Source organism: Corynebacterium sp. HMSC05E07 (genome assembly GCF_001807225.1).
Lineage (GTDB): Bacteria > Actinomycetota > Actinomycetes > Mycobacteriales > Mycobacteriaceae > Corynebacterium > Corynebacterium singulare.
Genome location: NZ_KV788240.1, coordinates 1 through 22879, shown reverse-complemented (window position 1 = coordinate 22879; position 22879 = coordinate 1). Strand labels below are relative to the sequence as shown.

Sequence of the window (22879 nt, the reverse complement as noted above, 5' to 3'; positions counted from 1 at the left end):
TACGCTATTGCTCTTCTGAAGGGGTGGTCGGGGCATCCTTGCCCGGCACCGTGTAGGTGGGGCGCTGCGCAGGGAATTGAGTGGTGACCGGCCACTTGTCCGTGACCGCGTCGCCCTGCTGGAAGCGGGCCTGTTGGGCAGGCGTCGGCGGCTTGGGCCCGTACTGCGGCGGCGGTGCCGGCAGGTTGTGGCGCGGGGCAAAGGGCGACATCGGCACACGGGGGATGCGGGCACGGTGCGCCAGGCGGGTGGCGCGGGAGAAGGAGAAGGTACCCAGGCGTTTGAAGGCGGTGTAGGGGCGGAAGTACTTTGGGCGGCGCAGGCGGCGCGCCACGCGCTCACCAAAGACCACGCCGGCTGCCAGCGCACCGGAGATGGCCAGGGCATTAGCCAGGTTGGTTAGTCCGGTGATGATCTGTTCGTTGAGCATGGCGTACATGCCGCGATACAAGGTCAGGCCCGGCAGCATGGGGGTGTAGCCCACAATCATGGTGATGAGCGGCGGCATCATGTAGCGGCGGGAGAGCAAACCACCGGCCAGGCCCACGGCTACTGCCGAAATTCCCGAAGCCACCACCGTGCCTGCACCAAAGGGCACGACGACGGAGTAGTAGAAGACCATACCGGCGGCAGCCGTTAGCCCTGAGATGGCGACCTCTGACCGCGAGGCGCCCAGCGCCAGTGCAAAGCCCGCTGAGCCGATGCCACCGCACACCACGAGCAGCGGAATCTGGTGGTACACCGGTGGTGCCAGTGTGGCCAGTGGCGGGAGGCTGAAGCCCAGCCACCCGGCTATCTGGATGCCTAGGCCCACGCCGGCAATGATGGCGCCGGTGGACATGAGAGCCTCAAAGAACTTCGCGGAAGAAGTCACAGGCGCGCGCGTGATGCCGTCCACCAGGCACTGCACGAGCGTCAATCCCGCGACGAGGATGATGATGCCGGAACCGATGATTTGGGATGGCAACATTTGGATGCCAAACCGCGCGAACACGTTGTACAAGATGGCAGCCGGAATAACGGCCATGAGACCGCCCACGAGGTTCTGGTAAAAGGGCGGCAGGCGGTACTGGGCCAGAAACATGTTTGTGCCCATAATCAGCGCCGAGATGAGGAACGTGACCACGCCGACGAGGAGGTCGCCGCCGAGCATCACCGCGATGAAGGCGCCCATGGCACCCCACGCGCTGACGATGGTCGCCGTGGAGTAAGGATTCTTCATCGCCTCAATGTCATCGAGAACTTTTTCCGCCATAGCGGGCGGGGTTGCGCCTGAGTGGATCGAGCGGATGAGGCGGTCCACGGCCGACAACTTAGTGAAGTCCACTGCGATACCGGGGGCGACGCGGAAGACGTGTAGGTTACGGCGGTTCGGGCCGGTGCCGATTGCGGTGTGAATCGTAATGGTGTTCATCAAAATCGACACGTGGCAGTAGTGCAGGCCATACGAGGAGGCCACGAGGTGAATCTGCGCCTGGGCATCGGTGTTCGCCGTGCCGGCCGCGATGAGGATCCCGCCAACGCGCGCGGCAATCTCCATGACGCCCGTGACCTGTGCCGGGTCGGTGAGATCGACCGGGGCGAGCGGGGAGGGTGGTGGGGCGGCTTTGGCGGTGTCGATGGTGGCGATATGCGCCGAGCCATAGCGCAAGCGCTGGCGGAGCGAAGAAAGAACAGACACGGAAAAGATAGACCTCAACAACACTTCTGGATTCGGTAAGTCAGCACTTTAGTAACTGCCGCCGATTTATGCACCTGCCAGTGCTTTTAGTGTGGCGCGGCGCACGCTTTTGTGCAGCGCATGGACCTGACTTTCCGTCTTTGGGGTGGACTCAGGTACGATTCCTCCCTAGCGGATTATCCGCGGTGCTGGAGTGGCGCAATTGGTAGCGCAACGCACTTGTAATGCGTAGGTTGCGAGTTCAAGTCTCGTCTCCAGCTCAAATTACTCGGCGAGGTGGGCCAGGGCGACGTCGATAAGCGCGCGGCGCCGACGTGGTGGCAGGGGGCGCTCGGTGAGGTGGTCATGCACCCACAACCCGCTGCCAATCACCGATGCGAGCACGACGGATTCGTCCTCCGTGGCGGGGTCAGGTAGCCAGCGCTTGTCGACGGCCCTCCATACCTCCTGAAAGTCTGGATGCGACTGCGAGTGGATGGACATGAGCAGCTCGATGAGCGGATCGTTTTTGCCCATTGACTCAATCGCTGCGCGGTAGCGCTGACGCTCAGTCAACTCGTCCGCGGTTTTTCCACCGGAAAGGTGCACGAGTTCTTCCTCCCACCGCTCGGCACAGAGCGTGTGGCAGTCAATGAGCAACTGGTGGCGAGTGGGGAAGTGGTAGATGAGCCCGGACTTACTCATCCCAGTGGCGGTGGCCAGGGAGTCGTAGGTGAGCGCGTGGACGCCGTCCCTCTCGATGATGAGGAGCGCCATCTCCAGCGCCTCTACCTTTTTACTCACGCGTGGCATCAGCACCTCCAGACGTCGGATTATGGCGGAAGCACCAGCCAGTTACTGCGGCAAAGAGGAGCATGACCACGGCGAGTCCGGCAGCGGTAGTGAGATAGGCGTCGGTGTAGGCGGCAGCGGGTGCGGTGCCAAGCTCAGGGACCCGCAGTGCCTCGACGCCGAGGTCCTGCGCCTCGTCCGGGAGGCTGCTGGTGAACAGCAGCGGCAGGACCGAACCCGTCACGGCAATGGACAGCAACGTGCCAAACTCATAGGAGACCTCTTCCACACCTGCGGCCATGCCGGAGCGCGAGACTGGGGCCGAGCCGATGATGGCAGTGGAGGAAACCGACATGACGAGGCCCGCGCCCACGCCAGTGAGGAGGAGCCCCGCCAGATAGGCGGCGAACACGTCGCGGTGGCCGCCCCACACCACGCAGGCAATGCCGGCGGCCATGAAGAGGAAACCGCCGCTGATAATCGGCAAGAAGCCCCAGCGGTGCAGGTTCGCCCCACCCAGCGCGGACATGGGCAGCGCGGCCAGCGCGATGATGGAGATAATCAGACCCGCATGCAGGGGCGAATACTGATCCACGAGCTGCAGCTTCTGGGTCGTGGTCATCTCCAACCCCGACATGCCAAACATTGCGCCCGCTGCCGCCACAACGCCGCCGGTGAAGATGGGGGAGCGGAAGATATCGAAGGTAAGGAGCGGTTCCTCGAGCTTGTTTTGGCGGCGGGTAAACAGGATGGCGCCACTGAGGCAGGCGGCCAGCGCGCCGCCGATCAGCGTGGCGTTGAGGTGGGAACTGGCTACAGATTTGATGACGAGTACGAGTGAGGCCAGGGTAACCAGCGCGTAGAGCGAGGAAAGGAAATCCCACTGCTTTGCCGGGTTCGCCACGTTGGGAGGGGCAAGAAATACCGTGAGCACAAGCGCGATGATCACGATGGGGACGTTGACCAAGAAGACTGAGCCCCACCAGAAGTGTTCGAGGAGAAAGCCGCCCACCGTGGGACCGGCCGCCGCGCCGACGACGGCGATGGAGCCCCAGATGCCGATTGCGGTGTTGCGTTCAATTTCGTCTTCAAAGGTCAGGCGAATGAGCGCGAGGGTGGCGGGCATCATGATGGAGGCGCCGAGTCCCAGGAAGGCGCGGGCGGCGACGAGCTCCCACGCGCCGGGGGCAAACGCAGCGGTCAGCGAGGCGATGCCGAAAATCCACAGGCCTATGACGAACATGCGGCGATGGCCGATTTTATCGCCCAACGTGCCGGTGCCGAGGAGCAGGCCGGCCAGCATGAGCGCGTAGGCGTTGATGATCCACAGCTGTTGCAGCGAGGTGGCGTGGAGCTGCTCGGAAAGCGCCGGCAGGGCGGTGTACAGGATGGAGTTGTCCAGCCCGATCATGAGCAGTCCGAGGGAGACGACACCAAAGAACGTCCATCGGCGCGGTGCTGAGGAACGGAGGGCGTCAGTGGCGTCAGTGAGGTCTGTCGTTTGGGCGTCTGTCATGCTGCGAAACTATAGCGAACGGTCGTTATAGTTTCAATCCCTGCAGGGCGAGTTGTTGTTGGGGTCACAAAACGACCGTTACGTGAGAATTGAGGTTTAAGGTGGCGAAACCACTCCGGTTGGAGCAAAACTGGGGTCTGTTCACAACAAAGTTAGAGAGGAAGACAACATGGCACGCACGTATGCCACACAACTTGTTGAGATGCTGGAGGCGCAAGGCGTCGAGCGCATTTATGGCCTGGTGGGTGACTCCCTGAACCCCATCGTGGATGCGGTACGCCGCTCCTCTATCGAGTGGGTCCACGTCCGCAACGAGGAAACCGCTGCCTTCGCCGCAGAGGCTGATTCCCTCACCACCGGCAAGCTCGCTGTCTGCGCTGCTTCTTGTGGCCCGGGTAATACGCACCTTATTCAGGGGCTGTATGACGCCCACCGTAACGGCGCCAAGGTCCTCGCCATTGCTAGCCACATCCCGTCGCGCCAAATTGGTTCGAAGTTCTTCCAGGAGACCCACCCGGAGTCCATCTTCCAGGAGTGCTCCAGCTACTGCGAGATGGTGAACTCGGCTGATCAGGGCGGCGTCGTTCTGCACCACGCTATCCAGAACACCATGGCGGGCAACGGTGTCTCCGTCCTCGTTATCCCAGGCGATGTCTCCATGCAGGAGGCTGAGGATGACACCTTTACCTCTTCGGCTATCTCTGCTGGCCGCCCGATTGTTTTCCCGGACCCGGCTGAGGCAGCCGCGCTGACCCAGGCGATTAATGAGGCTAAAACCGTCGCACTCTTTGTCGGTGCCGGTGTGAAGAACGCCCGCGAGCAGGTCTTGGCCCTTGCGGAGAAGATTAAGGCCCCGATTGGCCACGCCCTCGGCGGCAAGATGTACATCCAGTACGACAACCCCTTTGACGTTGGCATGTCCGGCCTGCTCGGCTACGGTGCTGCCCACGAGGCAACCCACGAAGCAGACCTGCTCATCCTGCTGGGCACCGACTTCCCGTACAACGACTTCCTGCCGGATGCCAACGTGGCGCAGGTCGATATCGACGGCACTCACATCGGTCGCCGCACCCGCATCAAGTACCCGGTGACCGGTGACGTTGCTGCCACCATCGAGAACATCCTGCCGCACGTGGATGAGAAGAAGGATCGCTCTTTCCTCGATAAGATGCTGAAGAAGCACTACGACAAGCTCGAGCATGTCGTCGAGGCCTACACGTCGGGCGTCGAGAAGCACACGCCGATTCACCCGGAGTACATCGCGGATCTCATTGACAAGGAAGCCGACGAGGACGCCATCTTCACCGTCGATACCGGCATGTGCAACGTGTGGGGCGCGCGCTACATCACCGCGAATGGCAAGCGCGAGCAGATTGGTTCCTTCCGCCACGGCACCATGGCCAACGCCCTGCCGATGGCCATTGGCGCTCAGGCTGCGAACCCGGGCCGTCAGGTCATTACCTTCTCTGGTGATGGTGGCCTGTCCATGCTCATGGGTGAGTTGCTCACCGTGAAGTTGCACAACCTGCCGGTGAAGACGGTGGTCTTCAACAATTCTTCCCTCGGCATGGTGAAGCTGGAGATGCTGGTGCAGGGTTTGCCAGAACATGAGACCGACCACGAACATGTCAACTTCGCCAAGATTGCAGAGGCCGCTGGCATCAAGCACTTCCGCATCGAGGATCCGAAGAACGCGCCGAAGGAGATCAAGAAGGCGCTGGCCTACGATGGGCCTGCGCTTATCGATGTCGTTACTGACCCCAACGCCCTCTCCCTGCCGCCCACACTCACCTTCGAGCAGCTCCTTGGCTTCTCCAAGGCCGCCACCCGCACTGTCTTCGACGGTGGCGTGGGCCAGATGCTCACCATGGCGAAGTCCAACTTGCGCAACATCCCGCGCCCGCAGGACTTCTAAGCCCACGGTTCACAGCCAGACCCCGCCTTGAGGCATCACGCCTTGGCGGGGTCTTTGACTGGGATGAGGACAAGGGCTCCCACGAAGAGGACGAGGCCGATCGCGAGCACGCCGCCGCGGTCGCCTTGTCCCAAGAGGGAGACAAACACGCCGAAGAGGAAGGGCGTTAGCCACGAGACCGCCCGTCCAGTCGTGGCATACAGCCCAAACATCTCGCCCTCGCGGCCCGGTGGGGCCACTCGAGCCAGGAAGCCTCGTGCTGAGGCCTGCGCTGGGCCAACACACAGGCAGAGGATGAGTCCACAGATCCAGAAAGCCGTGGCGCCCTCGGCAAAGAACATGATCCCGGCCATCGCAGTGAGTGTCACCAGGCAGGCGACGATGATGGCTTTGGGGCCCACGTGGTCATCAATAAGCCCGCCGGCCACCGCACCGAGCGCGGCCGCAACATTGGCGGCAACACCGAATATCAGGACATCACCTGGTGAGAGCCCATACACCGACACTCCCAGCACCGCGCCGAAGCTGAACACTGCTGACAGTCCATCGCGGAAAATGGCGGAGGCGAACAGGAACGCGAAGGCGTTGCGGTCCTCCTTCCAGAGTGTGCGCAGGGTGCGCCACAGCTCGCGATAGGACTGTGCGATACCACCCGTGGTGTCGCCGGAGGGAGCAATTTCTGGAACGCGCAGCAGCACCGGAATCGCGCTGAGACCGAACCAGAACGCCGCCAGCAGCGCTACCAGCCGAATGTTCCAGCCACCTTCGGTGCTCAGGCCCAGCGCACCACCCTCCCCAGCGACGAAGCCGAAATAGCACACAAGCAGCAGGACGATTCCGCCGAAATAGCCCGCGGACCAGCCCAAACCGGACACACGACCCACCTTGTCCTCCGTGGCCACCTGGTTGAGCTGCGCAAAGTAATTAACCTCCGCAAACTGGATGGTCACGCTGCCCACCGCCAAGCCCAGCAGGCCGAGCCAGAAATACTCGGGTGCGTCGTTGCGAATGAAGAACAGCCCAGCCATGGTGACGAAGGTCAGAAGTGACCAGAAACCCAGCGCCCGGCGCCGTGTGCCTAAGCGATCCGAACGCTGGCCCATGATTGGGGTGACCGCGAAGATGACGAGGCCCGCCACCGCCATGGACCAGGACAGCCACTGCGCCGGGCTAAACCGCGAATCAATCTGTTGGCCCACTGAATCGGTGAGATAGACCGAGAAAATGAACGTCACCAGCACCGCATTGAAGGCGGCAGACCCCCAGTCCCACAGGGCCCACGAGGCGACGGTGAGGCGATCGGTGCGTTGGGAAGCGTGCGTCATAGCTCTTTATCGTAGGCAACGCCGCCCCCGATTTCTGGTTCACAGCACACGTACAGATTTTGCTCAGTACTCTGGGAAGGCGTAATGCAATACTTCTCACTCTGAATGAGATACCTGACCAGAGGCTGCGCCCTGGGCGTTCGTCGTGGCGCTGGGAGTTGCAGCAGAGAAAGGATTCAAGCGGGACTATGGATGATTCCAAGGACATCAAGGTGCTCGTCGTCGATGACGAGCCGAATATTGTTGAGCTACTCACCGTCTCCCTGAAGTTCCAGGGGTTTGATGTGTATAGCGCCAACTCCGGCAATGAGGCTTTGCGCATCGCGCGCGACATCAACCCGGATGCCTACATCATGGACGTCATGATGCCGGGCATGGACGGCTTCGAGCTGCTGGGCAAGCTGCGCGGTGAGGGCCTCGACGGACCCGTGCTGTACCTGACCGCTAAGGATTCCGTGGATCAGCGCATCCACGGTCTTACTATCGGCGCTGATGATTACGTTACTAAGCCTTTCAGCCTGGAGGAGGTCATTACCCGCCTGCGCGTCATTCTGCGTCGCGGCAGCGCCACGGAAGACCACGATGGCGGCGCCACCATGACCTACGCTGACCTCACCCTCAATGATGACACCCACGAGGTCACCAAAGGCGGCGAGATCGTTGAACTGTCGCCCACGGAGTTCAACCTTCTGCGCTACCTCATGCAGAACCGTGAGGTTGTGCTGTCCAAGTCCAAGATTCTGGACAATGTGTGGCACTACGACTTTGGCGGCGACGGCAACGTGGTGGAGTCCTACATTTCTTACCTGCGCCGCAAGATTGACACCGGCGATACCCCGCTGATTCACACGGTGCGCGGCGTGGGTTATGTCCTCCGTATGCCGCGCTCGTAGGCTGCAGGAGTATGAGCGACCCCACCGCGAACATTCAGGCCCCGGACTCCGGGGTCACTCTCGTGCGCGAGAAATCTCAACGTCGCCGCATTCAGCGCCCCAAGGCCCTGCCGCTGCGCACGTGGTTGCTCGTGCTGATGGTGCTGGTGTCGGGCATTGGCCTAGCGATGTCCTCGTTGGCGGTGTCATCGATTATGCGCAACGTTCTCTACACCCGCGTGGACACTGAGCTCAATGACGCCCTCCATTCCTGGGCCAGCAACCTTGACGAAACCTTCTACACCCAGGACCGCAGCCGCCGCCCACCGACGGATTACGTGGCTATGGCCTATTATCCCAACGGATCCGTGGTCTCTACGGGCCCAACCGCTGCGATTCCGGATGCGCGAGGTGTGTATGTCGGTGGCGAGCCCATGACGGTGCCCTCAACGAAGGGCGATACCGAATGGCGGGCGGTGGCCGCGCTGAACCCGGATGGGTCCGTGGTGGTCGTGGCCAAGGACATGACCACGGAGAATTCCATCCTTAAGGGCTTGGCAATCGTTCAGATCATCATTGCCGCCGTGGTCATGCTCATCATCGCCATCGTCGGCATGTGGTTTATCCACCGAGCCCTGCGGCCCCTGCGGGTGGTGGAGAAGACGGCATCGCAGATCGCGGCAGGTAACTTAGACAAGCGCGTTCCGGAATGGCCGCTGCACACTGAGGTGGGGCAGCTCGCCGCGGCACTGAACGTCATGCTGGGTCGACTACAGAAGTCCGTCGTCCACGCGCAGGAGAAGGAGCAGCAGATGCGCCGATTCGTCGGCGATGCCTCCCACGAGCTGCGCACCCCGCTCACCAGCCTGCGCGGCTATACGGAGTTGTATCGTTCGGGCGCGACGAAGGATGCGGAGTTCGTCTTCGGCAAGATTGATGCCGAGTCCAAGCGCATGTCCCTCCTCGTGGAGGACCTCTTGTCCCTGACGCGTGCGGAGGGCTCGCGCCTGGATATGCGTCAGGTGGACATGCTGGAGCTCGTGCTGTCTGTGGGGTCGTCGGCGCGCGCGGCCTTTGCTGGCCGAACCATTAACGTCAACAACGAGGCCACGAGTATCCCCATGGTCGATGGTGACGCGGACCGCCTCCACCAGGTTTTGCTCAACCTGGTGTCCAATGGCATTCGCCATGGTGGCGAGGATGCCGTCGTTACCCTCACGCTTCGGGATGATGAGGAGCACGTGCTTATCGACGTCTCCGATGACGGCAAAGGCATCTCCCCCGACGATGCCTCCCATATTTTTGAGCGCTTCTACCGGGCGGATTCCTCACGCACCCGCGACACGGGTGGTTCGGGCCTTGGCTTGGCCATCGTGAAGTCGCTCGTGGAGCAGCACGGCGGCTCGATCTCCGTGGAATCCGAGCTGGGCCGCGGCTCCGTTTTTACCGTGCGCCTGCCCAAGGCGGCAGACGCTGCCTAACGCGGCGCGTTAGTTACGCTTGCCCTCCTCATCGGTGCCGAGGTGCTGGCGGATGCGCGCGGCGGCTTCATCCATGGCGGCGGGGTCGGTGGCGTCAGCGTCGAAGGCCTTGGCGAAGTCGTAGTCCTCCATCTTCTCGGCGGGGAAGAGATGGATGTGGGTATGCGGCACATCGAAGCCGGCAATGATGTAGCCAGTGCGCGGGGTATCGAAGGCGGTGTTGATGGCACCGCCGATCTCTAGGGCGATGGCGTTGAGGTGTGCCCAGGTCTCAGGATCCAGATCGGTCCACTTATCCACTTCCTCGACCGGCACCACGAGGGTGTGGCCGTAGCGCAGCGGCTCGATGGACAAGAATGCGACGCACTTCTCGTCGCGATACACAAAGCGAGCGGGCAGCTCGCCGTTGATGATCTTAGTAAATACAGAAGACATGGCTCCTAGGCTACCGGCAGTTAAGATAGACGGCATGCGCATACTCGTAATCGGCTCGGGCGGCCGCGAACACGCCCTGCTCACCGGCCTCAAGGCTGATCCTTCTGTGACCGATCTGCACATCGCGCCGGGCTCCCCGGCCCACGCGCAGCAGGCCACGGTGCACCCGGAGTACTCCCAGGTGGCTGACCCTGCGCGCATGGTGGAGCTCGCGCTCGATATCGCCGCCGACCTCGTCGTCATCGGCCCTGAGGTCCCGCTGGTCGCTGGCGTGGCGGATGCCTTGCGGGAAAAGGGCGTGGCGGTTTTCGGGCCGTCGGCAAGCGCGGCTCAGATCGAGGGCTCCAAGGCCTTCGCCAAGGACGTCATGGCTGCTGCAGGCGTGCGCACCGCCCGCGCGGAGCGGCTCGCGCCCGGCACCCCTGACGCCGACATTGAGGCGGCCCTCGACCGTTTCGGTCCGCATTTCGTAGTCAAGGATGATGGCCTCGCCGGCGGCAAGGGCGTTGTGGTGACTGAGTCCCGCGAGGACGCCCGTGCCCACGTCGACGCCGTCCACGCCGCAGGCAACCCGGTGCTGCTGGAGTCCTTCCTCGATGGTCCCGAGGTTTCCTTGTTCTGTCTCGTCGACGGTGAGACCGTCGTGCCGCTACTGCCGGCCCAGGACCACAAACGCGCCTACGACAACGATGAGGGCCCCAACACCGGCGGCATGGGTGCGTACACCCCACTGCCGTGGCTGCCGGAAGACGGTGTCCAGCGCATCGTTGATGAGGTGTGCGTCCCGGTAGCCCGCGAACTTGTCCACCGTGGCACGCCTTACACCGGCCTGCTCTACGCCGGCCTGGCGTGGGGTGCGGAGGGGCCAGCCGTGGTGGAGTTTAACTGCCGCTTCGGTGACCCGGAAACCCAGGCGGTTTTGTCCTTGCTGACCTCCCCGCTCGGAGAGGTCCTCAACGCCACCGCCACCGGTCACCTGGCAGAACTCGCGCCGCTGGAGTGGAAGGAGGGCTACGCCGTCACCGTCGTGTTGGCGGCCGAAGGTTACCCGGCCTCGCCACGCAAGGGTGATGTTATTAGCTCCCCCGACCTCGAGGACCCCACGAAGATCCTGCATGCGGGCACCGCGACGTCGGACAGCGGCGTGGTTTCCAACGGTGGCCGTGTCCTCAACGTCCTTGGCCAGGGCGCCACCCTCCAGGAGGCCCGAGCTGCTGCCTACGCCGTCCTCGACGGTATCGAGCTGGAGGGCAGCTTCTTCCGTACCGACATCGGTGCCCGTGCGGCCGCTGGAGAAATCAGCATCTAATACCCCAGGGGTGGGGCGGCGTGGAATAATGAGCGACGTGGCTGAAAAGAAGAACATTTCCAACGTCCTGTCCGCTCGATACGCCTCCCCCGAGATGGCTGAAATCTGGTCTCCAGAGCACAAAATCATCCTGGAGCGCCAGCTGTGGATCGCGGTGATGAGCGCGCAAAAAGACCTCGGCGTCGACATCCCCGCTGAGGCCATCGCCGCCTACGAGGCGCAGGTGGACAACGTCGACCTCGCCTCCATTGCGGAGCGCGAGCGCATCACGCGCCATGACGTCAAGGCCCGCATCGAGGAGTTCAACGCCCTGGCCGGCTTTGAACACATCCACAAGGGCATGACCTCTCGCGACTTGACAGAGAACGTGGAGCAGCTGCAGATCCTGCGCTCCCTAGAGCTAGTTCGTGACAAGGCCATCGCGGTGGTCTCCCGCATCGGTGAGCGCGCTGCGCAGTACCAGACTCTGGTTATGGCTGGCCGCTCACACAATGTGGCGGCGCAGGCCACGACGCTGGGCAAGCGTTTTGCCTCCGCCGCGGATGAGATGCTGCTGGGCATCGAGCGCGTTGAGTCTCTTCTGGGCCGTTACCCGCTGCGTGGCATCAAGGGCCCGATGGGCACCTCACAGGACATGCTCGACCTTATGGGTGGATCAGAGGACAAGCTTGCCGCCTTGGAGACGCGCATTGCGGACCACCTGGGATTCTCCCGCGTGTTCAATTCGGTGGGCCAGGTTTACCCGCGTTCCCTCGATTTCGATGCCGTCTCCGCCCTCGTGGAGCTCGGCGCGGCCCCGTCCTCCCTGGCCACGACGATTCGCCTCATGGCTGGCAACGAGACGGTAACGGAGGGCTTCAAGGAGGGCCAGGTTGGCTCCTCTGCCATGCCGCACAAGATGAACGCTCGTTCCTGCGAGCGCGTCGGCGGCTTCCAGGTCATCCTGCGCGGCTACCTCACTATGGTGGCGGACCTGTCCGGCCAGCAGTGGAACGAGGGCGACGTGTTCTGCTCAGTGGTGCGCCGCGTCGCGCTTCCGGATGCCTTCTTCGCCCTCGACGGCATGTTTGAAACCTTCCTCACGGTTCTGGCCGAGTTCGGCGCCTTCCCCGCCATGATTGACCGCGAGCTGGAGCGCTACCTGCCGTTCCTGGCTACCACCCGTATCCTCATGGCGGCGGTGCGCGCGGGCGTGGGCCGCGAGACTGCGCACGAGGTCATCAAGGAAAACGCCGTGGCTGTAGCGCTCAACATGCGCGAGAACGGCGGGGAACAGGACCTGGTGGAGCGACTCGCTGCGGATGAGCGCCTGCCGCTCGATGCCGACGCGCTTGCCGCCGCCCTCTCCGATAAGCATGCCTTCATTGGCGCCGCTGAGTCGCAGGTGAGCCAGATCCTCGGCCGTATCAAGGCGCTTGCGGAGCAGCACCCGCACGCCGCTGCTTACACTCCGGGCGACATCCTCTAACCCACGCCGCCAGGGGTATCCCCTGTGCAGGGGCGACCCGGCGCGGTACGTTTTCGCAGACAAGCCTTCTCAAACGTGAGTTTTTGAGGCTCTATTTACGAAAACGTACCTCAGCATCGCGGGCGGCCCTTGTGAGTGCGTCGCGGGTTGCACCCCAAGCCTGGCGTGTTCGGTGAGCCACGGTGTCGCCTGCTTCGGTGGCGAGGTGCTGTGTCGCGTCGACGGCTTCGTGAGCAATGTTCGTGCCAGCGGCCGTGAGCTCGCGGGCGGCGTCGAGGTGGCGGACGGCCTCCAGGTCCTCGGTTCCGTCCACCGTGAGGTTGGCTGCCTCGGAGAATTCACGCAGCTGGCCAAAGAAGCGGTTGACCTCGTCGACGGCGCGAGGAGAGTTCCAGTCAACGGCTTTGCGGAACGTCGAGAAGCTACCCAGCTCATGAGCTGTCTGGGCGATCGCGGACAGGGTCTCCAGAAGCCGTGTTGCGCGCTTGTCCCGCGCGCGGGCAACTGCGGCGACGTAATCGGTAGCGGCTTCTCCCTCCACGGCGGTGACGCGGTTGAGCTGGAGCACGTACATCTGGTTCTGCAGCTGCACGGTGCGGGCGAGCTCGTAGAGCCAGAAACGCGCGTCGTCGTTGGTCTCCTGGAAAGTCTCGCGCACCTTGCTGGGTGAGGTCTTCGACTGCGCCATGCGTTCCGCCACCGCAGTGAGGTGGCGCAACACCTGGCCTTGCAGTTTCGCCAAGTCAGCGCTGACGTGTTGCACGGTGGCCCACTGCGTATCGGTCACCGAAGTGGTGCCGTCCAGAATGAGGGCGGCCTCCGCGAGCGTCTCCGCAACGCCGTCAATATCGCCCGCCAAGGAATCCTGCTGGAAGCGCAGAACCGAGTCGATTTTGGAGTCGATGCGCTCCAGGTAATCCTGCATCTGCGCCATCTGCTTTTCGACGGCCGCCTGCTGCACCATCGACGCCATCACCATGGGCGCTGCTGGCGTGAGTAGCCCAGCTTTGTCGAAGGTCAGGTGCTTGAGCACGCCGCCGCCCGTGTGCGGTGCAGCGCCGCGCGGCACGTCTGTCGCACGGATGACGCCAGTGCGGACATCGCCCGGTTTAATACCCATGCGCTTGAGGTAGTTAGCGGAGTCCGCATCCAGTTTGAGCCAGCGCCCTGATTCCTTCTGGTAGCGCTCAATTCCCGAGAGAGCTTGGCTCGCGCGGTGCAGCAGCTCCGGCGTGATGGGAGAGGAATCGGCATCGGCACCGGCGGAAAGGCGCTCGAGCGCGGACTCGGGGCCGAGGACTAAGGCGCCTTCCTCACCCACGATGACGGCGAGCTCGTCATCTGGGACTAGATTCTCAGCCATTAGCCGAGCCCCGGAACGCGCAGAACCGGCAGCTCGAAGCCGCCGAAGCTGCCAATGGACTTGCCATTGGAGGCGAGGTAGCCGCCAAGCACTATCGCGGTGAGCGCCACCATGACGCCGATGACGGCGGCGCCCGTAGACGAGCTCTTCTCCTGTGTGGTCTGACCCGGAATGGTCAGCTCGGGCACCTCCTGGATGCCTTCTTCCGCACCGTGGCTGCGCAGCTCAGAAACACACTCGGCAAAGGCCTGCGCCTGGGCAGCGTTGAAGGCATCGACCGCTTCTTTTTCCTGTGCCTGGTTCTCTGCCAAAGCGGCGCGGAGGGTGGGGCTGAAATCGCTACCCGTCGACAGGAGCGGTGCCGGGCCCTTCTCCGCGCGGGCGGAAGCCGCATTGATGGAATACTCGGCGTCGTCAGGCAGCAGCACCGACTCGTCCGCCACGAGCGCCTCTGGGGCCGACGCGCCAACCAAAATGATGAGCATGTCCGCGCCGGTGTAGCCGGCCTTGCCCAGCGCCGCCACCGTCGAGGCATAGCCTGGAGCCTTGCTCACATCGCGCGAGGTGTACGCCGAGAAGTCCAGCTTCGGAAACTGTGCTTGAATTTGCTCGGAGGTCGCACGGATGGTGGCGATGTAGCCGGCGCGAACGTCGCGCGCCAGCTCACGGTCAGAGGCCGAGGCTGACACCGAGCACAGCCACTGGCCGTGGGCGGACTCGCGCACGGAGACGTCGGCTGCGTGCGCAGCGGGCACAGACAGGGCGCCGCCCACGACGGCAACGGAGGTAACAAGGGAGGTCAGACGAGTACGCATGGCTAAGGCTCCTCGGGATAGGGACGTATCTTGAAGCAGTGTAGACGGGGCTAGGATGGATGTCATGCGTCCAGAACTTTCTTCCTACACCCACATCGCTTCCGGCAAGGTACGCGATATTTACGACATCGACGACAACACCCTGCTCATGGTGGTCTCCGATCGCATTTCCGCTTTTGACTATGCGCTCGAGCCCGCCATCCCCGATAAGGGCCGCGTGCTCACGGCGACGTCGAAGTTTTTCTTCGATGCGATCGACTTCCCTAACCACCTCGCCGGTCCGCTCGATGACGAGCGGATCCCTGAGGAAGTCCTCGGCCGCGCCATGGTCGTACAGAAGCTGGACATGCTGCCGTTTGAATGCGTCGCTCGCGGTTACCTCACCGGTTCCGGCCTGAAGGAATACCAGGAATCCGGCAGCGTGTGTGGCGTCGACCTTCCAGAAGGCCTGACGGAGGCTTCCCGCCTGCCCGACCCCATTTTCACCCCGGCCACCAAGGCGGAGCAGGGCGACCACGATGAAAACGTCTCCTTCGACGTCGTCGTGGACAAGCTGGGCCGCGAGCGCGCCGAGGAGCTGCGCGAGGCTACCCTGCGCATTTACTCCGAGGCCGCGGCATTGGCGGAGGCGAAGGGAATTATTTTGGCGGATACGAAGTTCGAGTTTGGCGTCGATAAGCACGGCACCCTCATCCTTGCCGATGAAGTCCTCACCCCCGACTCCTCGCGCTACTGGCCGGCCGATACGTACGAGGAAGGCAAGGTTCAGCCTTCCTTTGACAAGCAGTACGTGCGCAACTGGCTGAGCAATTCTGGCTGGGACAAGGAGTCCACGCCGCCGCGCCTGCCGGAGGACGTTGTCAACGCCACCCGCGCGCGCTACGTCGAGGCCTTTGAACGCCTGTCCGGAACGACCTTGTAAGGAGACTGCATGAGCGCACCGATTGCCGCCAAACACCCGGTAACCCGAGAATTTCACGGACGTAGCTTCGTCGATGACTATGAGTGGCTACGCGAAAAGGACGCACCGGAGACCCGTGCGTACCTCGAGGCGGAGAACGCGTATACCGCCGAGCGCACCGCGCATCTGGACACACTGACGGAGAATATCTTCACCGAGGTCAAGTCCCGCATCAAGCAGACGGACATGTCCGTGCCCCAGCGCCGTGGACAGTACTGGTACTACGGCCGCACCGAGGAGGGGCAGGAGTACGGCTACAGCTGCCGCATCCCGGTGTCGGAGGGCTCCGATCCGTGGACCCCGCCCACCATCCCAGAGGAAGGTGCACCAGACGGGGAGCAGGTGCTTCTCGACGTCAACTCTCTCGCCGAAGGCCACGATTTCTTCGCCCTAGGTGCCTCCACGGTGAGCGATTCCGGGGACTTGCTGGCCTATTCCGTGGACGTGGCCGGTGATGAGCGCTTTGAGCTGTTTATCAAAGACCTGCGTACAGGGGAGTTGCTGGAGGACCGCCTGGAAGGCATCTTCTACGGTGCGACGTGGGTAGGTGAGGAATACATCTTCTACACCACCGTCGATGACGCCTGGCGCCCGGACACCGTGTGGCGCCACCGCGTTGGAACCCCGCAGTCGGAGGACGTTGTGGTCATGCGCGAGGAGGATTCGCGCTTCGGCATCGGTGTGGGGACGACTCGCAGCGAGAAGTACATCATGATCGTGTCGAGCTCGAAGATTACGAGCGAGACGTGGGTGCTCGATCAATCCTCCCCGGAGGGCGAGTTCCGCCGCCTGTGGGAGCGCGAGACCGGAGTGGACTATGACGTCGACCATGCGGTTGTAGAGGGCACCGACTACTGGGTTGTCACGCACAACGTCACTGGGCCTAACTTTGAGCTCGGATACTGCCCGGCTTCTGAGAAGCTGCCGTCTTTGCGCGAACTCGCCGTCCTCATGCCGCATGATGACACCGTGCGCATTGAGGGCGTGGATTGCTACTGCGATCAGATTGTCGTGGGCTACCGCCGCGGCGGCATCGGCCGTGCGGCGGTGATGGATGTGCGCGAGGGGTGGGCGCCCTTCGACGAGCTTCACTTTAACGAGGAGCTCTACACCGTCGGCGTGGCCGGCAACCCCGAGTGGGATGCGCCGGTGCTGCGCGTGAGCTACACCTCCTTCATCCAGCCAGCCCAGCTCTTTGATTACCGCGTGGCTACTGGTGAGTACACGCTGCTCAAGGAACAGGAAGTCCCGGGTGGCTACGACAAAGACGAGTATGTGGCCTACCGCATCTGGTCTGAAGCGCCTGACGGGACGAAGGTGCCGGTGTCCATTGTGCACCGCGCGGACCTCGACCGCACGCAGCCTAATCCGACGCTGCTCTACGGCTACGGTTCCTATGAGTCGAACATGGACCCGTATTTTTCGGTCTTCCGTCTCTCACTCATGGACCGCGGCATGATTTTCGCCATGGCGCACGTGCGCGGTGGCGGCGAGATGGGCCGCACCTGGTACGACGACGGCAAGATGCTGGCCAAGAAGAACACGTTTACTGACTTCATCGCAGTGGCCGATGACCTCATCGCGCGCCGTGTGACCACGCCGGAAACCTTGGTGGCTGAAGGCGGCTCCGCCGGTGGCCTGCTCATGGGCGCGGTGGCCAACATGGCACCGGACAGGTTTAAGGCCATTCAGGCCAACGTTCCCTTCGTCGACCCACTGACCTCGATCCTCATGCCGGAGTTGCCGCTGACGGTGGTGGAGTGGGAGGAATGGGGAGACCCATTCCATGACCCAGAGGTCTACGACTACATGGCCTCGTACTCGCCGTATGAGAACATTTCGGCGCAAGATTATCCCAATATCCTGGCGCTGACCTCGCTTAATGACACCCGCGTGCTCTACGTGGAACCGGCGAAGTGGGTGGCCAAACTGCGCGAGGTTGCCACCGGCGGCGAGATCCTCCTCAAAACGGAAATGGCCGCCGGCCATGGCGGTGTATCGGGCCGCTATGCCAAGTGGAAGCAGAGCGCGTTCGAGTATGCGTGGCTGATCAACCAAGCCACGGGTGCTGAGGCCTAACTGAATAACACAGCCCCACTCGGCGCGCGCCGGGGCGGTGGCTGTGCGATAATTTTCCTTATGCATGGCCACCTTCTGGTTTCGATTTCCAGTATTTTTGACGACACCCGAAGCCAGGCCTCCGGCCTGCTTGCCTCGTTTGACAAGGCGGACATCCCGGTGTCCCTCCTGGTTGCTCCGCATATTGACGGCAACTGGCACCTGGCTAAAGACGCCTCCACGCGGGCATGGCTGCGCGAGGAAGCTGAGTCGGGCCGAGTGCTCATTCTCAATGGCTTTGACCAGGCGGTTCAGGGCCGCCGTGCGGAGTTTGCCAACCTTGATGCGCACGAGGCGCGCTTGCGCCTGAAGGGGGCGACGCGTCAAATGGCAAAGATCGGCTTCGAGCCCACTATTTTTGCGCCGCCGCGCTGGCGCATGTCGGAAGGTACGCTCACTGTCCTTCCCGAGTTCAATTTCGACTTCGCTGCCTCCACCCGAGGTATCCACGACTTGCGTTCCGGCGAGCTCCACCAAGCCCGCAACCTGTCCTTTGGTGAGGGTTTTGGTTCGGCGAAGTGGTGGCGCCGCAACATCATCCGCGCCGCGGAACGCTCCGCCGAGCGTGGCAATACCGTGCGCCTGTCCATTTCGGGGCGCAACCTTGATGACCGCAATGTCGTCTCTGATTTCCTCAAGGCCGCCGAGCGCGCAGCTGCCGCAGGCGCCCGTCCTGCTGATTATTCCGTCTTTACGCACGCCGAATAGTTTGTGCGTTGTCAGAGGGTTAGGCCTGTGGAAGTGGTGTGTTTGTTCTTTCTAAATCGAGGATAGTGTCCGGGGCGGTGTTGGGGTCCGACTCGAGGTTGGTGTCAGTTCATTAGACTGCTTCTTCGGCGGTCTTCGTGCTACTAGCATTGAAGGTGTTGGCGGCTATGAGGTTTCGGGTTTGTTCCAAGCTTGCCAGCGACATGTAGCGCTTTTGCTGGATCCAATCATTCTGCTGTTCAGCTAGCACAGAATCGATCAGGCGGATTACAGAACTGCGGTTAAGGGAGATTCCTACAACGTCGGTGCGCCGCCGGATTTCCCGATTCAGTCGTTTTGTCGGATTGTTAGACTACACCTCAAAGCGCTGAAGGAAGTCATCGATGCTAACCCCTCCCCCGAGATTAAGCGAGAGCTCGCTGAACGGTTTGGGCTGATCCTTTCAGCGATCCGTTGCATTGACTCTGAGTGTGTCCGCCCAGTGAGTGTGATTGTCCTGCAGGCTCGTGCGCGACTTTTTCAAAATGTAGCGAAGAAATTCTTGGACATCGGAGCCGGCAGCAAGCCGTGTCCTTTCCGTAATAAGTACATCGCTTCCGTTACCTTCAGTGTCCGATAGGCAAACGCCTTGCTGATGTTGAACGAAGCGACCAATCTCAGTCAGGCTGGGAGGGGTGATTTCCACCTTTCAAGCTGAGCGATGACGGTGGGAGCGTTGCGCACGAGAGTGGTTTTCCACGACAGGTTACCCTCTTTTTGAAGCCTTCCAATCAGGGTAATGGGATGAACCCCTAGGTGGTCGGCTTGTTCTTTAATCCAGGATGAGTGCACACGATCAGGAACCGCCGGTAAAGGGTTAGAGATCGCGAGTTCGCTGGCCAGCTGGTCTGCCTGGGCTTCGTTATCGGCACTGTCATCTGATAGGTCATCGAGGATGACCTCGCCATTGTCGACAAGGTGACCCAATAATATATGGGCTGTCTCATGCAGGATAGTAAATAGTATCTTATCGAGCCGTTTCCCTCGTCCCGATATGCCAATTACGGGGTGCCCGTCGACCATCATGGCGCAGCCGTCGAGTTTTCCTCCCGGAAAAGCCTCCACATAAACAAGTTTCACCCCTGCCTCGGCGAACAGAGTCTGGAACTCAGCAAAAGCCTGCGGGTCACATGCTCTACTCGACAGTGTCCGGGCGAGGTCTTCTAGTGCCTTTCGGGAGTAGGGGGCAGCCTCGAGAACGCTGGCAGTTGCTCTAACGCAAGCTGCCCACGCTTCCTGCAGAACAGTGACCTTTTCCTCGCAGTTACTACGTCGGGCGGCGAAGCTTATCCCCAAGGGATCTTCAAAGGATTTCTTGCCAAACAAGTTCAGCACCTCGCATGCCTGACTTTGTACGTCGGTGGCGGTGATGTATCCCCGCTTGACGAGCAGAGAGACGGGGGCTAGCTCTCGTAACTGTGCGCGGATTTTCACGACGTTGAGGTTGTTCTGCGTCCGGTCGTCCTGAGACTGCTTCCATAACAGGTAGGAGTCCTGGAGGTTAAGCCAGAATTCCGCGGAGGTGCCCAGGGCGGCACCGATCTGCGCTGCGGATTCGCGCGTGATCTCCTTTTTTCCGGAAATAATCTCCGAGACAAACTGTGCCGGACGTCCGAGCACCTCGGCAAAGTCGGCCTGAGTCCATCCGCGTGTGTCTAGCTCGTCAGCGAGGATCTCCCCGGCCGGGAATAGCTCCGCCGCAATTGGAGCATTCATGAGTTCACCTTCTCTCAGTGGTAATCCACCATTTCAATAACGATGACCACGCGGCCGTCGCTGTTGGTTGCGAATTTGAGGATGAGCCGAAACTGCTTGTTCAAGCGGATCGAAGAGGTCCCGGCTCGGTCGCCTTTCAGTTGTTCCAGATGTAACGACCGCATGGCCCGCAGGTCGCGTTCATCCACGGCTCCCTTCAGGATCTGGATTTTCTTACGATATGCCTTGATGATGTCCGAACCCCATCGTTTGGGGATGTAGGAGGCATCCTCGGCCACTCGTTGAAGTTCGTCGTCCTCGAAGAGGATGCGCACCAAGTCCACCTCGCCCAGTTCACTAGTGCCGCGCCCAAATGACGTGACCCTTCCCTCTCTACTTATCTAAGGCTCATCACCTCTCGTGTGAAGTACGATATCTTATATGTGCCGATTCCGCAAGATGGAACCAGGTGCGAAAGAGGGGTACACCCTATTGTTACGCCGGTGTGCGGCAGAATGTTTCCTGCAAAATAGGGCCGTTACTAGCATTGTTTTAGACGTATCTAGCGGGGTCTAGGCCTTATGTTTGCAGAAAGTGGTGAGTGTGGTGTTGCCGTCGGATGATTTCCATATTGAAAGTCATATTGACGAAGTGCCCGCGTTGACGCGAGTGAAAGATCTGCATGGTGGGTTGTCGTCGGGGCAGCAGGCGTTGGGTAGGATTGTGCAATCCTTGCTTGCTGACGCTGATGGTCTCGACGGGGCACAGTTGTCTGGCTTGGCGCGGGTGGTTGAGTCGTATCGTGATGCGGTCATAGAACAAGAGACTGTTTCCTTTAGCTCTCTGCGGGGCGAAGACTAATGGCCAATGACTCTGGTTCGCATGGGCAGCGGGTGGGCTACATCCGTGTTTCGGGTGGGCTACATCCGTGTTTCCACGGTGGAGCAGAATAATCAGCGCCAGAAAGAACTACTCAATGCTTCCGGCAGGATCGTCCGGTTCTTTGAAGATAAGATTTCCGGCCGCACCAAGACTGCACGCCCAGGGCTAGGGGAGTGCATGGCCTATATGCGCGACGGTGACGAACTCGTCGTGTCGTCGATTGACCGCCTCGCCCGATCTCTGACGGATCTTCGCGGCATTGTTGATGAACTTACCGGCAAAGGTGTGACTGTTACTTTCCTGCATGAGAATCTCGCGTTTGCGAAAGACACCACGGATCCGCGTGCAGATTTAATGCTAGGCATTCTCGGTAGCTTCGCGGAGTTTCAGCGTGCCATTGTCCGGGAGCGCCAGGCGGAGGGGATTGCGTTGGCGAAAAGGTAGGCAAGAACAAAGGTCGCAAGCCTACTTTTAGTCCGCAGCAGGTAGCGGAGATTAAGCGGCGCACACTGGCGGGGGAGTCGAAAGCAGCCTTGGCGCGGGAATTCGGGGTTACTCGTCCTACGGTGTATCGGGCGTTGAAAAACGCCTAAAGCGGCCCAGCTGTGAGGGTAAATCAGCGTGCTCATCAGTTCTGGCATATGTCTTGCCATATGGCGGGACACATGTTTAGGCATATGTTATATCGTATGTTCCGCCATATGCTAAAGCATATGTCCAGTGATGTGTAGAGCCACCTGCGCATTTATAGGCTATCCAAGAACTGCCAGAGTTCCTCTACAGACGGAAGAGAGCAGTAGGAGCACTTCCCTTACACCCCAACGGATATACAATGTCGAAATCTAGGCCACCATGGGAATTTAGCACTCCCCCCTCTGCTCCTTCAAGGAGACCACCGCGCACCTTCAAGCCCGGCACAGCTGCTAATGGGTAAACACTCATTGGATATAGACAGCTCCCATCAACTACCCCACACGACGAAAACCGGAGGACACGTTACCCTTTCAAGTCTGTGATCTCCGGTCGTCGCAGTCCGGGAACCGTTCGAGACGAAGTCAAGTGGCGGTCGAGTCGCAACTTCTTGCGATGCATACCTACAAAGCGGAATAAGTCACAAATGCCCACGATTAATTCCCGGTTAAGTCTTTGTAAACACTTATCCTCATTCTATCCGCATTCATTGACCGGCAGTCTTGGCATAAATAGTCTGACCGATACAACCTAGCTCAGGAAAGTAGGCGACATGAACATCGGTACACTGCGGGCCATGGTCGACGAAACCGGCCTTGCAATGGAGAGTGAGGAACGGAAGGAGAGCGCCTTCAGTCAGAATCACTGCGGTGCCAAGGATATCAGCACCATCACTTGGTCTTACTGTGGAAACTAGCGCCCAGTAAAGCAATGTATCCGATTATACTAGCGAGAGGGCTCCTCTCCGGCCAGTCTACTTTAGTGGGTAGCTCATGATTGTGGAAATCGCCAGACGCTTTCGCCGTTGGGGAGTTACGAGCCAGATTGTTTGGTG

The 22879-nt window shown here is 61.1% G+C and carries 19 protein-coding genes, 1 tRNA gene and 2 pseudogenes; 12 read left to right on the top strand and 10 right to left on the bottom strand.

Annotated elements, in window-relative coordinates; translation table 11 throughout:
- Nucleotides 1-4: 4 nt before the first annotated feature.
- Nucleotides 5-1681 (bottom strand): threonine/serine exporter ThrE, encoded by a 1677-nt coding sequence (locus HMPREF3149_RS07475; protein ID WP_070537309.1) that lies wholly within the window; start codon nucleotides 1679-1681, stop codon nucleotides 5-7.
- A 187-nt stretch (nucleotides 1682-1868) separates the two neighbouring features.
- Between HMPREF3149_RS07475 and HMPREF3149_RS07470 the strand changes: the two genes are divergently transcribed.
- A tRNA-Thr gene (locus tag HMPREF3149_RS07470) sits at nucleotides 1869-1941 on the top strand.
- 4 nt (nucleotides 1942-1945) lie between these two features.
- On the opposite strand, the gene HMPREF3149_RS07465 is transcribed toward HMPREF3149_RS07470, so the two are convergent.
- Nucleotides 1946-2473 (bottom strand): TetR/AcrR family transcriptional regulator, encoded by a 528-nt coding sequence (locus HMPREF3149_RS07465; RefSeq protein WP_070537308.1) that lies wholly within the window; start codon nucleotides 2471-2473, stop codon nucleotides 1946-1948.
- On the bottom strand, nucleotides 2457-3968 hold the full coding sequence (locus HMPREF3149_RS07460; protein WP_070537307.1) for an MFS transporter: 1512 nt from the start codon (nucleotides 3966-3968) through the stop codon (nucleotides 2457-2459). Before HMPREF3149_RS07460 ends, HMPREF3149_RS07465 begins: the two co-directional genes overlap by 17 nt.
- 169 nt (nucleotides 3969-4137) lie before the next feature.
- Between HMPREF3149_RS07460 and HMPREF3149_RS07455 the strand changes: the two genes are divergently transcribed.
- Nucleotides 4138-5883, top strand: a complete 1746-nt coding sequence (locus tag HMPREF3149_RS07455) for a pyruvate dehydrogenase (protein ID WP_042532265.1) — start codon at nucleotides 4138-4140, stop codon at nucleotides 5881-5883.
- A gap of 35 nt (nucleotides 5884-5918) precedes the next feature.
- Here HMPREF3149_RS07455 and HMPREF3149_RS07450 read toward each other — a convergent pair whose 3' ends face one another.
- Nucleotides 5919-7208: an MFS transporter gene (locus HMPREF3149_RS07450; protein WP_070537306.1), complete on the bottom strand. Its 1290-nt coding sequence runs from the start codon at nucleotides 7206-7208 to the stop codon at nucleotides 5919-5921.
- Nucleotides 7209-7396: 188 nt separating this feature from the next.
- Between HMPREF3149_RS07450 and HMPREF3149_RS07445 the strand changes: the two genes are divergently transcribed.
- The gene (locus HMPREF3149_RS07445; RefSeq protein WP_070537305.1) at nucleotides 7397-8101 is read left to right on the top strand and encodes a response regulator transcription factor; all 705 of its coding nucleotides are present in this window, start codon (nucleotides 7397-7399) and stop codon (nucleotides 8099-8101) included.
- 11 nt (nucleotides 8102-8112) lie between these two features.
- On the top strand, nucleotides 8113-9561 hold the full coding sequence (locus HMPREF3149_RS07440; RefSeq protein ID WP_070537304.1) for a sensor histidine kinase: 1449 nt from the start codon (nucleotides 8113-8115) through the stop codon (nucleotides 9559-9561).
- Nucleotides 9562-9570: 9 nt separating this feature from the next.
- Here the strand turns inward: HMPREF3149_RS07440 and HMPREF3149_RS07435 are convergent, their stop codons facing one another.
- A complete protein-coding gene (locus HMPREF3149_RS07435) occupies nucleotides 9571-9996 on the bottom strand; it encodes an HIT family protein (protein ID WP_042532254.1) in 426 nt (141 codons plus the stop codon).
- Between the two features lie 34 nt (nucleotides 9997-10030).
- On the opposite strand from HMPREF3149_RS07435, the gene purD reads away from it, so the two are divergent.
- Both purD and purB read left to right on the top strand, forming a co-directional pair.
- Entirely contained in the window at nucleotides 10031-11305 is a 1275-nt protein-coding gene (purD, locus tag HMPREF3149_RS07430; protein ID WP_070537303.1) for a phosphoribosylamine--glycine ligase, read from the top strand.
- A gap of 28 nt (nucleotides 11306-11333) precedes the next feature.
- Complete coding sequence (gene purB / locus HMPREF3149_RS07425; protein ID WP_070537302.1) at nucleotides 11334-12773, top strand: adenylosuccinate lyase; 1440 nt, start codon at nucleotides 11334-11336, stop codon at nucleotides 12771-12773.
- A 91-nt stretch (nucleotides 12774-12864) separates the two neighbouring features.
- Here purB and HMPREF3149_RS07420 read toward each other — a convergent pair whose 3' ends face one another.
- Nucleotides 12865-14136: a hypothetical protein gene (locus HMPREF3149_RS07420; RefSeq protein ID WP_070537301.1), complete on the bottom strand. Its 1272-nt coding sequence runs from the start codon at nucleotides 14134-14136 to the stop codon at nucleotides 12865-12867.
- Nucleotides 14136-14951 carry a serine/threonine protein kinase gene (locus HMPREF3149_RS07415; protein ID WP_070537300.1) on the bottom strand — a complete coding sequence of 272 codons (816 nt, stop codon included), beginning with the start codon at nucleotides 14949-14951 and terminating at the stop codon, nucleotides 14136-14138. The genes HMPREF3149_RS07420 and HMPREF3149_RS07415 overlap by 1 nt, the downstream gene beginning before the upstream one ends.
- A gap of 64 nt (nucleotides 14952-15015) precedes the next feature.
- On the opposite strand from HMPREF3149_RS07415, the gene HMPREF3149_RS13385 reads away from it, so the two are divergent.
- The 3 genes from HMPREF3149_RS13385 to HMPREF3149_RS07400 are packed head-to-tail and all read left to right on the top strand — an operon-like array spanning nucleotide 15016 to nucleotide 18738.
- Complete coding sequence (locus tag HMPREF3149_RS13385) at nucleotides 15016-15873, top strand: phosphoribosylaminoimidazolesuccinocarboxamide synthase (RefSeq protein WP_042532241.1); 858 nt, start codon at nucleotides 15016-15018, stop codon at nucleotides 15871-15873.
- A gap of 9 nt (nucleotides 15874-15882) precedes the next feature.
- Entirely contained in the window at nucleotides 15883-17991 is a 2109-nt protein-coding gene (locus HMPREF3149_RS07405; protein WP_070537299.1) for a S9 family peptidase, read from the top strand.
- A 60-nt stretch (nucleotides 17992-18051) separates the two neighbouring features.
- Nucleotides 18052-18738 (top strand): DUF2334 domain-containing protein, encoded by a 687-nt coding sequence (locus HMPREF3149_RS07400; RefSeq protein WP_070537298.1) that lies wholly within the window; start codon nucleotides 18052-18054, stop codon nucleotides 18736-18738.
- 112 nt (nucleotides 18739-18850) lie between these two features.
- Here the strand turns inward: HMPREF3149_RS07400 and HMPREF3149_RS13045 are convergent.
- The 3 genes and pseudogenes from HMPREF3149_RS13045 to HMPREF3149_RS07390 form a co-directional block, all read right to left on the bottom strand.
- Nucleotides 18851-19090 (bottom strand): annotated as a pseudogene (locus HMPREF3149_RS13045) (transposase); the annotation flags it as partial.
- Between the two features lie 308 nt (nucleotides 19091-19398).
- Nucleotides 19399-20493, bottom strand: coding sequence for a HigA family addiction module antitoxin (locus HMPREF3149_RS07395; RefSeq protein WP_070537297.1), 1095 nt, complete (start codon nucleotides 20491-20493; stop codon nucleotides 19399-19401).
- 14 nt (nucleotides 20494-20507) lie between these two features.
- Nucleotides 20508-20807, bottom strand: coding sequence for a type II toxin-antitoxin system RelE/ParE family toxin (locus HMPREF3149_RS07390; protein ID WP_023025236.1), 300 nt, complete (start codon nucleotides 20805-20807; stop codon nucleotides 20508-20510).
- 259 nt (nucleotides 20808-21066) lie between these two features.
- Here HMPREF3149_RS07390 and HMPREF3149_RS07385 point away from each other — a divergent pair, with 259 nt between their 5' ends.
- The 3 genes and pseudogenes from HMPREF3149_RS07385 (at nucleotide 21067) to HMPREF3149_RS13605 (ending at nucleotide 22741) form a co-directional block, all read left to right on the top strand.
- Nucleotides 21067-21333: a hypothetical protein gene (locus HMPREF3149_RS07385; protein WP_246819966.1), complete on the top strand. Its 267-nt coding sequence runs from the start codon at nucleotides 21067-21069 to the stop codon at nucleotides 21331-21333.
- Between the two features lie 21 nt (nucleotides 21334-21354).
- A pseudogene (locus HMPREF3149_RS07380) lies at nucleotides 21355-21947 on the top strand (recombinase family protein).
- 650 nt (nucleotides 21948-22597) lie between these two features.
- The gene (locus HMPREF3149_RS13605) at nucleotides 22598-22741 is read left to right on the top strand and encodes a hypothetical protein (protein WP_168162191.1); all 144 of its coding nucleotides are present in this window, start codon (nucleotides 22598-22600) and stop codon (nucleotides 22739-22741) included.
- The last annotated feature ends 138 nt before the right edge of the window (nucleotides 22742-22879 follow it).

What these genes read in the sequence shown, in the direction of transcription:
- HMPREF3149_RS07465 (WP_070537308.1), bottom strand. Translation starts at nt 2,473, where the DNA reads ATGCCACGCGTGAGTAAAAAGGTAGAGGCGCTGGAGATGGCGCTCCTC.
- HMPREF3149_RS07460 (WP_070537307.1), bottom strand. Translation starts at nt 3,968, where the DNA reads ATGACAGACGCCCAAACGACAGACCTCACTGACGCCACTGACGCCCTC.
- HMPREF3149_RS07455 (WP_042532265.1), top strand. Translation starts at nt 4,138, where the DNA reads ATGGCACGCACGTATGCCACACAACTTGTTGAGATGCTGGAGGCGCAA.
- HMPREF3149_RS07450 (WP_070537306.1), bottom strand. Translation starts at nt 7,208, where the DNA reads ATGACGCACGCTTCCCAACGCACCGATCGCCTCACCGTCGCCTCGTGG.
- HMPREF3149_RS07445 (WP_070537305.1), top strand. Translation starts at nt 7,397, where the DNA reads ATGGATGATTCCAAGGACATCAAGGTGCTCGTCGTCGATGACGAGCCG.
- HMPREF3149_RS07440 (WP_070537304.1), top strand. Translation starts at nt 8,113, where the DNA reads ATGAGCGACCCCACCGCGAACATTCAGGCCCCGGACTCCGGGGTCACT.
- HMPREF3149_RS07435 (WP_042532254.1), bottom strand. Translation starts at nt 9,996, where the DNA reads ATGTCTTCTGTATTTACTAAGATCATCAACGGCGAGCTGCCCGCTCGC.
- purD (WP_070537303.1), top strand. Translation starts at nt 10,031, where the DNA reads ATGCGCATACTCGTAATCGGCTCGGGCGGCCGCGAACACGCCCTGCTC.
- purB (WP_070537302.1), top strand. Translation starts at nt 11,334, where the DNA reads ATGAGCGACGTGGCTGAAAAGAAGAACATTTCCAACGTCCTGTCCGCT.
- HMPREF3149_RS07420 (WP_070537301.1), bottom strand. Translation starts at nt 14,136, where the DNA reads ATGGCTGAGAATCTAGTCCCAGATGACGAGCTCGCCGTCATCGTGGGT.
- HMPREF3149_RS07415 (WP_070537300.1), bottom strand. Translation starts at nt 14,951, where the DNA reads ATGCGTACTCGTCTGACCTCCCTTGTTACCTCCGTTGCCGTCGTGGGC.
- HMPREF3149_RS13385 (WP_042532241.1), top strand. Translation starts at nt 15,016, where the DNA reads ATGCGTCCAGAACTTTCTTCCTACACCCACATCGCTTCCGGCAAGGTA.
- HMPREF3149_RS07405 (WP_070537299.1), top strand. Translation starts at nt 15,883, where the DNA reads ATGAGCGCACCGATTGCCGCCAAACACCCGGTAACCCGAGAATTTCAC.
- HMPREF3149_RS07400 (WP_070537298.1), top strand. Translation starts at nt 18,052, where the DNA reads ATGCATGGCCACCTTCTGGTTTCGATTTCCAGTATTTTTGACGACACC.
- HMPREF3149_RS07395 (WP_070537297.1), bottom strand. Translation starts at nt 20,493, where the DNA reads ATGAATGCTCCAATTGCGGCGGAGCTATTCCCGGCCGGGGAGATCCTC.
- HMPREF3149_RS13605 (WP_168162191.1), top strand. Translation starts at nt 22,598, where the DNA reads ATGAACATCGGTACACTGCGGGCCATGGTCGACGAAACCGGCCTTGCA.